Here is a 12427-nt window from a genome sequence, read left to right as displayed (position 1 = left end):
GCCTCGAGCGCGCGCTCGACCACGTGCTGATCGAGAAGGCGAAGGCGGCGATCGAGAACGGCGAGCACGTGTCGTTCATCCAGCCGGTGCGCAACGTGAACCGCACGGTCGGCGCCATGCTGTCGGGCGTGATCGCGAAGAAGCATGGTCACGAAGGCCTCGACGACGACGCGATCCACATCCAGCTGAAGGGCACCGCGGGCCAGAGCTTCGGCGCCTTCCTCGCGAAGGGCGTGACGCTCGACCTCGTCGGCGACGGCAACGACTATGTCGGCAAGGGTCTGTCGGGCGGCCGGATCATCATCCGTCCGACCAACGACTTCCGCGGCAAGTCCGAGGAAAACATCATCTGCGGCAACACGGTGATGTACGGCGCGATCGAAGGCGAGGCCTTCTTCCGCGGCGTCGCGGGCGAGCGCTTCTGCGTGCGCAACTCGGGCGCGACGGCAGTCGTCGAAGGCACGGGCGACCACGGCTGCGAATACATGACGGGCGGCACGGTCGTCGTGCTCGGCGAGACGGGCCGCAACTTCGCGGCCGGCATGTCGGGCGGCATCGCCTACGTCTACGACCCGGAAGGCACGTTCGCGGCAAAGTGCAACCGGTCGATGGTCGCGCTCGATCCGGTGCTGCCGCAGGCCGAGCAGGAGCGTACGGTCGACCGCGCGCTCTGGCATGCCGGCGCGACGGACGAAGCGCTGCTCAAGGGGCTCGTCGAGCGTCATTTCCAGTTCACGGGCTCGCCGCGCGCGAAATCGCTGCTGGAAAACTGGGACGCGGCGCGTCGCCAATTCGTGAAGGTGTTCCCGCACGAGTACAAGCGCGCGCTGGGCGAACTCGGTGCGAAGAAGGCGGCGAACGAAGAGCTGGCCGCCTGAACGAGACGAACGACATAGCGGCCGCGCGCGCCTGACGAGCAGGGCGCGCGGCTCCCCCACCCGATACACGGAATCAGAAGAGAACCTTATGGGCAAGGCAACCGGTTTTCTGGAGTTTGAGCGCCGCCACGAGGCGTACGAAGCACCGCTCGCGCGCGTGAAGCATTACAAGGAATTCGTCGCGGCGCTGTCCGACGCGGACGCGAAGATCCAGGGCGCGCGCTGCATGGATTGCGGCATCCCGTTCTGTAACAGCGGCTGCCCGGTCAACAACATCATTCCCGACTTCAACGACCTGGTATATCGCCAGGACTGGCGTCAGGCGATCGAGGTCCTGCACTCGACCAACAATTTCCCGGAATTCACGGGCCGCATCTGCCCGGCGCCGTGCGAGGCCGCCTGTACGCTCGGGATCAATGACGATCCGGTCGGCATCAAGTCGATCGAGCACGCGATCATCGACAAGGCGTGGGCGGAAGGCTGGGTGCATCCGCAGCCGGCCGCGCACAAGACGGGCAAGACGGTCGCGGTCGTCGGTTCGGGGCCTGCCGGCCTGGCCGCTGCGCAGCAGCTGGCGCGCGCGGGCCACGATGTGACGGTGTTCGAGAAGAGCGATCGGGTCGGCGGTCTGTTGCGCTATGGCATCCCCGACTTCAAGCTGGAGAAGTGGCTGATCGACCGCCGCATGCGCCAGATGGAAGCGGAAGGCGTGACGTTCCGCACCAGCGTGTTTATCGGCAAGGATCCGCTGCCGGATTCGATCGGCAACATGGCGAAGGAAACCATTTCGCCGGAGACGTTGAAGGAAGCATTCGACGCGGTTGTGATCGCGGGCGGCGCGGAAACGCCGCGTGACCTGCCGGTGCCGGGCCGCGAGCTGGCCGGCATTCATTTCGCGATGGACTTCCTGCCGCAGCAGAACCGTGTCAATGCCGGCGACAAGCTGGCCGAGCAGCTGCTCGCGAAGGGCAAGCATGTCGTGGTGATCGGCGGCGGCGACACCGGCTCGGACTGCGTGGGCACGTCGAACCGTCACGGCGCGAAGGGCGTCACGCAGTTCGAACTGCTGCCGCAGCCGCCGGAACAGGAAAACAAGCCGCTCGTGTGGCCGTACTGGCCGATCAAGCTGCGGACGTCGTCGTCGCATGAGGAAGGCTGCGAGCGCGACTGGGCGGTCGCGACGAAGCGCTTCGAAGGCAAGAACGGCAAGGTCGAGAAGCTGATTGCGGCACGCGTCGAATGGAAGGACGGCAAGATGCAGGAAGTGCAGGGTTCGGAGTTCGAGATCAAGACCGATCTCGTGCTGCTCGCGATGGGCTTCACGCAGCCGGCCGCGACGGTGCTCGAGGCATTCGGCGTCGACAAGGACGCGCGCGGCAATGCGCGTGCATCGACCGAAGGCGATCGCGCGTATTACACGTCGGTCGACAAGGTGTTCGCGGCGGGCGATATGCGCCGCGGGCAGTCGCTGGTCGTGTGGGCGATTCGCGAAGGGCGTCAGTGCGCGCGGTCGGTCGATGCCTATCTGATGGGGCATTCCGAATTGCCGCGGTAAGCATGGCGCGAGCGTTGCCGTGAGAAATGGGCGTCCAAGGGCGCCCATTTTTTTATCTGTCATTTCCTGTCGATCGCGGCGCGGTTCGGTACACGTCGGTGGTCCGAGCGAATTCGCGTGAGCTGCCGCATTGCGTCTAGAGCAGGCCTGTGCCGCCCACGCCGTCGCCTAATCTGTAGACGTCCGCCGTCGATTTCCGTCTGACCGTCTTTTCCACGATGAAAGACGGGAGATGGACGGGCGCATATCGGGCATCCCTGCGGCAGCGACACACTGCCCGGCACGACTGACTCCATTCGGGAGGCCTCGGAATGGAAAAATTGGGACATGGGTGGGGCGACGCCGGCGATGGCATGCGGTCGGGCGACGTGCCGCATCTCGGTACCTGGCGTGAACGCGGCCCGTTATTGCGACGCCCGGCGGCGCCATTCGGCGGCGAACGCCTGTCTGGCATGACGGCGTGCCGATCATGAACGGCGATCGACTCCGTGCGTTCGTCGCGCTGGTGCCCGACACGGCATCGCGCGATGTGCTGCACGCGCTTCCGGTCGCGCACGGCGCGCGGCGCACGCTGGCCGAGCAACTGCACGTGACGCTCGCGTTTCTCGGTGCGATCGAGCGTGACCGGTGCGATGCGCTCGCCGCACGGCTGCCGGCGCTTGCGGCCGCCAATGCGCTGCCGCTGCAATACGTCGGGCGGCTGGCGTGGTGGCCGAGCATGCCGCGCGCCCGACTGATCGTCGCGGAGCTCGATGTCGATGCCGCGGTCGCCGTGCTGAACGATGCTTTGTCGGCAGCGCTGCGGGAGTTCGGGCTACCGGTCGAACGCCGGCCGTTCAGGCCGCATGTGACGCTCGCCCGGCTGCCGCGCGAAGCAGTCGGCCAGCCGGCGCACGGCGGCGCGTTGCGCAAGCCGGTTGCGCTGCGCTTCGATGCGCTGACTCTGTTCGAAAGCGTGCTGTCGCACCATGGTGCGTCGCATCGTCCGATCGTGTCGGCGCCGATTGCGCTCGCCGATGCCGGCGCGGACGGCTAGGCATCGCTTGCCCGACACGGCGGTTGCGTGCCGATCCGGCACGGAAGATGAAAGGCCGGCGGATGGCGCGCCGGCCTGATCGTTACGCGGCGACCTTGTCGCTGTCGCTGTCGCTGGCGCGCTGCACGTCGATCGTGTCGCCGTGGAACGCCGCGAGCGATTCGCGGTGCGCGATGCTGACAATCGCCGCCTTCGGCAACCGTTCGTTGAAGAGATGATAGAGGCGCGCCTCGTTGTCGGGGTCGAGCGCGCTCGTCGCCTCGTCGAGGAACAGGAAGTCCGGCTTGTGCAGCAGCACGCGCGCGCCCGCGAGACGCTGCTGCTCGCCCGGCGACAACGTGCGTGTCCAGTGTCCCGTCTCGCCCAGCCGGTCGGCGTAGCGCTCGAGGTGGCATGCGCGCAGCGCCTCGCGGCATGCGTCGTCGGAGAATGCGTCGGCGGCGGACGGGTACGCAAGCGCCGCCTTCAGCGTGCCGATCGGCAAGTAGCTCGTCTGCGGCACGAACATCATCCGCGCGCCGACGGGGGCGTCGATCGCGCCGTCGCCGAACGGCCAGAGGCCCGCAATCGCGCGCATGAACGTGCTCTTGCCGGAGCCCGACTTGCCGCGCACGAGCCAGCGCGAGCCCGGTTCGATCGTCACGTTGCCGATGTCCGCCAGCGCGTCGCCGTTCGGCAGCGCGAGCTTGAGCGACGACGTCGACAGTCGCTCGGCATCGACGTAATGCAGGTTGATGCCGCCGTGCTCGGTCGCGGGCGACACGCTTTCCTTCAGATGCGATGCGCGCATCACGCGCTTGAATTCACGCAGACGGTTGACGGTCGCACGCCATTCGACGAGGGTGCTGTAACTGTTGATGAACCACGAGAACGAATCGCTGACGGTGTTGAATGCCGACGAGATCTGCATCAGCACGCCGAACGAGAATGCGCCCGCGAAGTAGCGCGGCGCGGCGACGACGAGCGGAAAGATGATCGCGATCTGGCCGTAGAAGCTCAGCACAAACGTGAGCCGCTTCGTGTACTTCATCACGCGCCACCAGTTGTCGCGGATCCGCGTGAACAGGTTTTGCGCGGTGCGGGTTTCGGTCTTCTCGCCGTCGTAGAACGCGATCTGTTCGGCGTTCTCGCGCACGCGGATCAGCCCGAAGCGGAAATCCGCCTCGACGCGCTGCTGCTGGTAGTTGATCGACACGAGCGGATGGCCGACCTTCTGGATCACGAGCGAGCCGGCGACCGCATACAGCGCGGCCGCCCACACCATGTAGCCCGGAATCGCGATCGGCGTACCGCCCAGCGTGAACGTCAGCGCGCCGGCGAGCGACCAGAGGATCGTGATGAACGACACCAGCGTCACGACCGTCGAGAGCAGGTCGAGCGACAGCGAAAGCGTCGTCGTCGCGAACGATTGCAGGTCGTCGGTGATCCGCTGGTCGGGGTTGTCGGCGAGGCGGTCGCGCTCGATCCGGTAGAACGCGCGATCGCCGAGCCATTCGTTCAGGAAGCGGTCGGTCAGCCACTGCCGCCAGCGGAACCCGAGCATCTGCCGCAGGTAGCGGCCATACACGGCCAGGATGATGAAGCCGAACGCGAGCGCCGAGAACTGCATCAGCAGCGGCGGGAAATCGTGGACGTTCTTCGACTGCAGCGCGTTGTAGAACTGCGCGTTCCACTTGTTCAGCTGCACGTTGATCCAGACGACGCAGAGGTTGATCGCGATGATCGTGACGAGCAGCGCCCACGCGACTTTCCATTCTGACGACACCCAGTAGGGCTTGATGAGGTTCCACGCGGATACCGGACGCTCGTCCTGCGGCGCGTCGTGGTCGAAGCGGGCGTTGTGGATCGATTGGGTCATGTGCTTCCTAAGTGTGGCCGGCACGCGCGCCGCACGGGGCGGGGCGCATGCCGCGAAACGGCGAGCCGGAAAAGGTGCCGCATGGCTGAGGGCGCGCCGAAGTATGACGCGCGCGTCTTAAGCGGCACTGAATGCGGATCCGGCCTTGAAACGGCGGCCGGCGCGCGTGTGCGCAGCCGGCCTTGCGGGCATTGTGCCAGAGCGCCGGGCGAGCATCGGCGAAATCCCGCGGGGACAGTTTGCGGCGCTTTCCGCTTTTATGGTCTAATGGCCGTCGACGAAACAGGGGTGCTTCGCATGCGGCCGGCGGTTGTCCCGGGCGGCGCGGCGAGGCTGAGAGAGACCCTTCGCACCCGATCCGGGTAATACCGGCGCGGGAAGTTTCCGATCCCGCCGGGCCGCGCTGGCCCCTCCCATTGCCAGCGCCATGTTCCGTCCGGCCGGCCTTCGCAGCCGGTTTCGTCCTTTTGGGTGCGCGCACCGCGCGTTACGGAAGGATTCGATGGCCGTTCAATCTTCAGTCTTTTGCCTTGTCCCGCGTGCTCGCATGCTGTTTTGCATGTGTGAGCCGGCGCGTGGCGGACGTGCCTTCCCGGTGGAGGCTTCCCGATGAATATCCCGGATTCCCGGCCGGATTTCGCCGTGCTGGGCGGCGGCCTCGTCGGCCGCCTGATTGCATGGCGGCTCGCGGGTGACGGACATCGCGTCGCGCTCTATGAGCGCGGCGGTCCGGACGGCGAGCAGGCGGCCGCGTGGGTGGCGGCCGCCATGCTCGCACCGCTTGCGGAGGCGGCGAGCGCGGAGCAACTGATTACCGAACTGGGTGCGGCGTCGCTCGCGTTATGGCCGCAATGGCTGACCGAGCTGCCCGAGCCGGTTTTCTTCCAGCACAACGGCACGCTGGTCGTCTGGCATCACGCGGATCGCGCCGAGGCGCCGCTGTTCGAGCGGCGCGTGCGCGCGAATGCGCCTGCCGACCTGCTCGACGGCGGCTTCGTCACGCTCACCGGGATGCAGGTCGATGCCGCGGAGCCTGCGCTTGCCGGCCGTTTTGCACGCGGCCTGCTGCTGCCGCGCGAAGGCCAGCTCGACAATCGGCAGGCGCTGCGTGCGCTGGCCGCCGGCCTCGCCGAGCGTGGCGTCGACACGCACTGGCATGTCGCAATCGACGCGGCCAGCCTGCCTGACGCACATTTCACGATCGACTGCCGCGGGCTCGGCGCGAAGCCGGTGCTGCCGGCGCTGCGCGGCATCCGCGGCGAGGTCGCGCGCGTGCACGCGCCCGGCATCGGGCTGACGCGGCCGGTGCGGTTGCTGCATCCGCGCTACCCGCTGTATATCGCGCCCAAGCAGGACGATCTGTACGTGATCGGCGCGACCGAAATAGAAGGCGAGGATATGTCGCCTGTCAGCGTGCGTTCCGCGCTGGAGCTGCTGAGCGCGGCTTTTTCCGTGCATCCGGCGTTCGGCGAGGCGCGCATTCTCGAACTGAATGCGCAGTGCCGGCCGACGCTTCCCGATCACCGCCCGGCGCTGATCTGGGACGGCGCGGCGACGCTCGCCGTCAATGGCCTGTACCGGCACGGCTTCATGATTGCGCCGGAAGTGGCGCGCATGGCCGTCGCGCTGGCCGAGACGGCGCTGGCCGGTGCGCTCGGCGATGCGGACGCGTTTGCGGCGTGGCGCGAGGCCGCGCGCTGGCCGGATCTCATTCATCACCGTGACGACGCGCGCCAGCCGGCCTGACGCCCGCCGCACTCCGTATTCGACGAAGCATCCATGGACATCCAGATCAACCAACAGACGCTGACGCTGCCCGACGGCGCGACGGTCGCCGACGCGCTTGCCGCATACGGCGCACATCCGCCGTTTGCGGTCGCGCTGAACGGCACGTTCGTCGCGCGTGCGCAGCATGCGGCGCGTGCGCTCGCCGCCGGCGACAAGCTCGACGTCGTGCACCCCGTCGCGGGCGGCTGAGCGCCGCCGGCCTGTCCCCGTTCATTCCAGGAAAACCGAGATGACGTCCCTGACTTCCGCTGACGCGCTGACGCTGTACGGCGAAACTTTCGCGAGCCGCGTGCTGCTCGGCACGTCGCGCTATCCGTCGCTGCAGTCGCTGTCCGATTCGATTGCCGCGAGCCGCCCCGGCATGGTGACGGTCGCGCTGCGCCGCCAGATGAGCGGCGGCACGGCGGAGGCCGGCTTCTTCGATCTGCTCAGGCGTCACGCGGTGCCGCTCCTGCCGAACACGGCGGGCTGCCAGACGGTCGCCGAGGCGGTGACGACCGCGCATATGGCGCGCGAAGTCTTCGAGACCGACTGGATCAAGCTCGAACTGATCGGCGACGACTACACGCTGCAGCCCGACCCGGTCGGCCTGATCGAGGCGGCGGCACTGCTCGTCAAGGACGGTTTCAAGGTGCTGCCGTATTGCACCGAGGATCTCGTGATCGGCCGGCGCCTGCTCGATGCCGGCTGCGAGGCGCTGATGCCGTGGGGCGCACCGATCGGCACGGGCAAGGGCGTCGTCAATCCGTACGGGTTGCGCGTGCTGCGCGAGCGGCTGCCGGATGTGCCGCTGATCGTCGACGCGGGGCTCGGCGTGCCGTCGCACGCATGCCAGGTGATGGAGTGGGGCTTCGACGGCGTCTTGCTGAACACGGCGGTGTCGCAGGCGACGCACCCCGAGATCATGGCGCGGGCATTCGCGCAGGGTGTCGAGGCCGGCCGGGCCGCGTATCTCGCCGGGCCGATGGACGCGCGCGAAACCGCGCATGCAAGCACGCCGGTCGTCGGCATGCCGTTCTGGCATCAGGATGGAGGCGGCGCGTGAGCGGGGGGCTGGCCGCCGTGTTCTGGCCGCCCGCCGATGAACTGGCGGAAGCGGCCGAGCGGATCCGCGCGAAGCTCGGAGACTGGCCGCGCAGTGCGGCATCGTGGCGGATCTGCGTCACGCCGCCCGACATGCCGCTGGACGGTGACGTGCTGATCGTCTCGGAAGGCGACCACGCAGCGCGCGCGCTGGCGTCGTCCGCATCGCGGCCGGCGTCGTCCGGCGTGACGGTGATCGAGTTCGGCGAGCGCCATGCGGTGCTGCACAGCGCGGGCGAGCGGTACGCGCTTGACGCCGCGCATCCGTTGGCCGACGACTGGATCGCTGCCTTGGCGGCGTTTCTCGATTGCGGCTTCGCGCCGCTCGACGCATGGGTGCTCGCGCTCGCATGGCGTGACGGCGACGAGGCGCGCGCCGACGATGCGTGGCCGGCCGATGTGGCACGTTTTCCGCGTATCGCGGGGCTGCCGCCCGCACCCGAGCCCGCGTTTCCGTCCTGTCCGACGCAGCTCGGCCTGTATCCGGTCGTGCCGAGCGCGGAATGGGTGGAGCGCATGCTCGACTGCGGCGTGCGCACCGTGCAGTTGCGCGTGAAGGACGCCGCGCCGGATACGCTGCGCGCCGAAGTCGCCCGCGCGGTGGCGGCAGGGCGCCGCTATCCGGATGCCCGGGTGTTCATCAACGATCACTGGCAGATCGCGGCGGAGGCCGGTGCGTACGGCGTGCATCTGGGCCAGGAAGACCTGGACACGGCCGATCTCGCGGCGATCGCGCGCGCCGGCATGCGGCTCGGGCTGTCGAGCCACGGCTACTTCGAAATGCTGCGCGCACTGCATGTGCGACCGAGCTATCTGGCGCTCGGGCCGGTTTTCGCGACTGCGACCAAGGCGGTGGCGGCTCCGCCGCAGGGGCTTGCCCGGATCGCCCGTTACGCACGCTTTGCCGGGCCGCAGGCGCCCCTTGTCGCGATCGGCGGAATCGGCCGCGATACATTGCCGGCGGTGCTGGCGGCGGGCGTTGGCGGCGTCGCCGTGGTCAGCGCTGTGACGGGCGCGGCCGATTATCGGACGGCGCTGATTGCACTGCAGCAAATGTTCCCCGGATAATTTGACAATCATTGACCGCACGGTCGATCCAGGGTTCACGACATCATTCCGATGCAGGCCCTATAATTCGGCGTTCTGCGTAAAAGGATTGTCAGCTCCGTGAGCTCCCCCTCCGAGACCCTGCTAGAACTTCGCGACGTCGATTTCGGCTATGGCGAGCGCCTCGTCCTGTCGAACCTGAACATGCGCTTCGCGCGTGGGAAGGTGGTCGCGGTCATGGGCGGCTCGGGCTGTGGCAAGACCACCGTGCTGCGCCTCATCGGCGGGCTGGTGCGTGCACGCCGCGGCCAGGTGCTGTTCGATGGCGCGGACGTCGGCGCCCAGACGCGCGATGGTCTGTATGCGTTGCGCCGCAAGATGGGCATGCTGTTCCAGTTCGGCGCGCTGTTTACCGACATGTCGGTGTTCGAGAACGTCGCGTTCGCACTGCGCGAGCACACCGATCTTCCCGAAGAACTGATTCGCGACCTCGTGCTGATGAAGCTCAACGCGGTCGGGCTGCGCGGCGCGCGCGACCTGATGCCGTCCGAGGTGTCGGGCGGCATGGCGCGGCGCATCGCGCTCGCGCGGGCGATCGCCCTCGATCCGCAGCTGATCATGTACGACGAGCCGTTCGCCGGCCTCGACCCGATTTCGCTCGGCATCACCGCGAACCTGATCCGCACGCTCAATCACGCGCTCGGCGCGACATCGATCCTCGTCACGCACGACGTGCCGGAATCGTTCGCGATCGCCGACTACGTCTACTTCCTGGCGGGCGGCGGCGTGCTCGCGCACGGTACGCCGGACGAACTGCGCGCATCGACCGATCCGAGCGTGCGCCAGTTCATCGACGGCGCGCCGGACGGCCCGTTCAAATTTCACTACACGAGCCCGCCGCTTGCGGCGGATTTCGGGCTCGGCGGAGGACGCGCATGATCAGCGCGATCGGACATTACGTCACGAGCGGCCTCGCGCGCGCGGGCTACGGCACCCGCATGTTCGCGCGGCTCGTGCTCGAATTTTTCCCGTTGCTGCGCCGGCCCCGGCTCGTCACGAAGCAGATCCACTTTCTCGGCAACTACTCGCTGGTGATCATTGCCGTGTCGGGCCTGTTCGTCGGCTTCGTGCTCGGCCTGCAGGGCTATTACACGCTGAACCGCTACGGTTCCGAGCAGGCGCTCGGCCTGCTCGTCGCGCTGTCGCTCGTGCGCGAACTCGGGCCGGTCGTCACGGCGCTGCTGTTCGCCGGCCGCGCGGGCACGTCGCTCACCGCCGAGATCGGCCTGATGAAGGCGGGCGAACAGCTCACCGCACTCGAAATGATGGCGGTCGATCCGCTCAAGACGGTCGTCGCGCCGCGCATGTGGGCCGGCATCATCGTGATGCCGCTGCTGGCCGCGATCTTCAGCGCGGTCGGCGTGATCGGCGGCTACGTCGTCGGCGTGATCCTGATCGGCGTCGATCCGGGGGCGTTCTGGTCGCAAATGCAAGGCGGCGTGGACGTCTGGAGCGACGTCGGCAACGGCGTGCTGAAGAGCATCGTGTTCGGGTTCGCCGTGACCTTCATTGCGCTGTTTCAAGGGTATGAGGCGAAGCCGACGCCGGAAGGCGTCTCGCGGGCGACCACCAAGACGGTCGTGTTTGCTTCGCTCGCCGTACTCGGCCTCGATTTTCTGCTGACCGCACTGATGTTCAGCTAAGCCATTTTGGGATGACGATGAAAAAGACTGCTCTCGACTTCTGGGTCGGCTTGTTCGTGGTGCTGGGTTTTCTCGCGGTGCTGTTCCTCGCGCTGAAGGTCGGCAACATGAGTTCCCTGTCGTTTCAGGCGACCTATCCCGTGAAGATGAAATTCGACAACGTCGGCGGCCTGAAGCCGCGCGCCGCGGTGAAGAGCGCGGGCGTCGTGGTCGGCCGGGTCGGCACGATCGGCTTCGATACGAACACCTATCAGGCGCTCGTGACGCTCGAACTCGACAAGCAATACCAGTTTCCGAAGGATTCGTCCGCGAAGATCCTGACGTCGGGCCTGCTCGGCGAGCAGTACATCGGCCTCGAGCCGGGCGGCGATTCCGAAATGCTGAAGGCCGGCGACACGATCGCGATGACGCAATCGGCGCTCGTGCTCGAGAACCTGATCGGCCAGTTCCTGTACAGCAAGGCGGCGGACGCGGGCGGCGCGAAGCCGGCGCCCGGCGCGCCCGTTGCCAGTACGCCCGCAGCCGGCGCGCCCGCAGCCGGCGCGAGCGCCCACGCCCAATAACCAGACGAGAGCAAGAGGGTAGACCATCATGCAGACGATGCGCATCAGGCATGCCGCGCTTGCGGTGGCGGCAGTCGCCGCGTTGAGCGGCTGCGCCACCGTGCAGACGCCGACCAAGGGCGATCCGCTCGAGGGCTTCAACCGGTCGATGTACAAGTTCAACGACACGCTCGATGTCTATGCGCTGAAGCCGGTCGCGAAGGGCTATCAGAAGGTGGTGCCGCAGCCGGTGCGCGACAGCGTGACGAACTTCTTCTCGAACATCGGCGACGTTTATGTCGCCGCGAACAACATCGTGCAGTTGCGGATCGCCGACGGCGTCGGCGACATCATGCGTGTCGTGATCAATACGCTGTTCGGTGTCGGCGGCCTGTTCGACGTCGCAACGATCGCGAAGCTGCCGAAGCACACGGCGGACTTCGGCGTCACGATGGGCCGCTACGGCATGCCGTCCGGTCCGTATCTCGTGCTGCCGCTGCTCGGGCCGAGCACGCTGCGCGATGCGGCCGGCCTGGGCGTCGATTACCTCGGCAACCCGCTGACCTACATCAGGCCGGACGCCCTGAGCTGGGCGTTCTACGGTGTGAACCTCGTCAACACGCGCGCGAACCTGCTCGGCGCGGGCGACGTGCTCGAAGCGGCGGCGCTCGACAAGTATTCGTTCGTACGCAACGCGTACCTGCAACGCCGCCAGTCGCTGATCAGCAACGCGCGCGGCGAAGCGGCCCTGCCGGATTACGGCAGCAGCGACGCGCTGCCGAAGTACGACCTGCCGGACGAGGGCGCGGCGGGAGCCGCGGCGCCGGCGGCCGCATCGGGCGCGACGGCCGCGTCGGATGCCGAGGCCGGGGCGCTGAACCCGGCCAGCGCGACGAATGTGCCGCTGATGCAGGTGGTGCCGCCATCGCCCGGCGGC

11 protein-coding genes, 1 pseudogene and 1 riboswitch are annotated in these 12427 nt (G+C 67.5%); of the genes and pseudogenes, 11 read left to right on the top strand and 1 reads right to left on the bottom strand.

What is annotated here, in order from left to right; genetic code table 11:
• The 3 genes and pseudogenes from KH616_RS13285 to thpR all read left to right on the top strand — a co-directional run.
• Nucleotides 1-878 (top strand): annotated as a pseudogene (locus KH616_RS13285) (glutamate synthase subunit alpha); the annotation flags it as partial.
• An 88-nt stretch (nucleotides 879-966) separates the two neighbouring features.
• A complete protein-coding gene (locus KH616_RS13280; RefSeq protein ID WP_292245142.1) occupies nucleotides 967-2433 on the top strand; it encodes a glutamate synthase subunit beta in 1467 nt (488 codons plus the stop codon).
• A 469-nt stretch (nucleotides 2434-2902) separates the two neighbouring features.
• The gene (gene thpR / locus KH616_RS13275) at nucleotides 2903-3469 is read left to right on the top strand and encodes an RNA 2',3'-cyclic phosphodiesterase (protein ID WP_292245140.1); all 567 of its coding nucleotides are present in this window, start codon (nucleotides 2903-2905) and stop codon (nucleotides 3467-3469) included.
• 82 nt (nucleotides 3470-3551) lie between these two features.
• Here the strand turns inward: thpR and KH616_RS13270 are convergent, their stop codons facing one another.
• Nucleotides 3552-5327, bottom strand: coding sequence for an ABC transporter ATP-binding protein/permease (locus KH616_RS13270; protein WP_292245138.1), 1776 nt, complete (start codon nucleotides 5325-5327; stop codon nucleotides 3552-3554).
• Nucleotides 5328-5601: 274 nt separating this feature from the next.
• Nucleotides 5602-5724, top strand: a riboswitch (TPP riboswitch).
• 212 nt (nucleotides 5725-5936) lie between these two features.
• Here KH616_RS13270 and KH616_RS13265 point away from each other — a divergent pair.
• The 8 genes from KH616_RS13265 to KH616_RS13230 form a co-directional block, all read left to right on the top strand.
• Nucleotides 5937-7073 (top strand): FAD-dependent oxidoreductase, encoded by a 1137-nt coding sequence (locus tag KH616_RS13265; protein ID WP_292245136.1) that lies wholly within the window; start codon nucleotides 5937-5939, stop codon nucleotides 7071-7073.
• Nucleotides 7074-7106: 33 nt separating this feature from the next.
• On the top strand, nucleotides 7107-7304 hold the full coding sequence (gene thiS, locus KH616_RS13260) for a sulfur carrier protein ThiS (RefSeq protein ID WP_292245134.1): 198 nt from the start codon (nucleotides 7107-7109) through the stop codon (nucleotides 7302-7304).
• Between the two features lie 40 nt (nucleotides 7305-7344).
• Complete coding sequence (locus KH616_RS13255) at nucleotides 7345-8160, top strand: thiazole synthase (protein ID WP_292245132.1); 816 nt, start codon at nucleotides 7345-7347, stop codon at nucleotides 8158-8160.
• Entirely contained in the window at nucleotides 8157-9266 is a 1110-nt protein-coding gene (thiE, locus tag KH616_RS13250) for a thiamine phosphate synthase (RefSeq protein ID WP_292245130.1), read from the top strand. The genes KH616_RS13255 and thiE overlap by 4 nt, the downstream gene beginning before the upstream one ends.
• A gap of 99 nt (nucleotides 9267-9365) precedes the next feature.
• On the top strand, nucleotides 9366-10184 hold the full coding sequence (locus KH616_RS13245; protein ID WP_292245128.1) for an ABC transporter ATP-binding protein: 819 nt from the start codon (nucleotides 9366-9368) through the stop codon (nucleotides 10182-10184).
• Nucleotides 10181-10948 carry a lipid asymmetry maintenance ABC transporter permease subunit MlaE gene (gene mlaE, locus KH616_RS13240; RefSeq protein ID WP_292245126.1) on the top strand — a complete coding sequence of 256 codons (768 nt, stop codon included), beginning with the start codon at nucleotides 10181-10183 and terminating at the stop codon, nucleotides 10946-10948. The genes KH616_RS13245 and mlaE overlap by 4 nt, the downstream gene beginning before the upstream one ends.
• 11 nt (nucleotides 10949-10959) lie before the next feature.
• Entirely contained in the window at nucleotides 10960-11511 is a 552-nt protein-coding gene (gene mlaD / locus KH616_RS13235) for an outer membrane lipid asymmetry maintenance protein MlaD (RefSeq protein ID WP_292245124.1), read from the top strand.
• A gap of 28 nt (nucleotides 11512-11539) precedes the next feature.
• On the top strand, nucleotides 11540-12427 hold an 888-nt coding region (locus KH616_RS13230), incomplete at its 3' end, for a VacJ family lipoprotein (RefSeq protein ID WP_292245122.1).

This window comes from Burkholderia sp. (genome assembly GCF_018375725.1).
Taxonomy (GTDB): domain Bacteria; phylum Pseudomonadota; class Gammaproteobacteria; order Burkholderiales; family Burkholderiaceae; genus Burkholderia.
Note: the sequence above shows the minus strand (reverse complement) of the source record. Positions and strands in the feature narration are given on the sequence as shown.

Excerpts from the sequence above, each read along its gene's own strand:
- KH616_RS13280 (WP_292245142.1), top strand. The coding sequence starts at position 967 with ATGGGCAAGGCAACCGGTTTTCTGGAGTTTGAGCGCCGCCACGAGGCG.
- thpR (WP_292245140.1), top strand. The coding sequence starts at position 2,903 with ATGAACGGCGATCGACTCCGTGCGTTCGTCGCGCTGGTGCCCGACACG.
- KH616_RS13270 (WP_292245138.1), bottom strand. The coding sequence starts at position 5,327 with ATGACCCAATCGATCCACAACGCCCGCTTCGACCACGACGCGCCGCAG.
- KH616_RS13265 (WP_292245136.1), top strand. The coding sequence starts at position 5,937 with ATGAATATCCCGGATTCCCGGCCGGATTTCGCCGTGCTGGGCGGCGGC.
- thiS (WP_292245134.1), top strand. The coding sequence starts at position 7,107 with ATGGACATCCAGATCAACCAACAGACGCTGACGCTGCCCGACGGCGCG.
- KH616_RS13255 (WP_292245132.1), top strand. The coding sequence starts at position 7,345 with ATGACGTCCCTGACTTCCGCTGACGCGCTGACGCTGTACGGCGAAACT.
- mlaE (WP_292245126.1), top strand. The coding sequence starts at position 10,181 with ATGATCAGCGCGATCGGACATTACGTCACGAGCGGCCTCGCGCGCGCG.
- mlaD (WP_292245124.1), top strand. The coding sequence starts at position 10,960 with ATGACGATGAAAAAGACTGCTCTCGACTTCTGGGTCGGCTTGTTCGTG.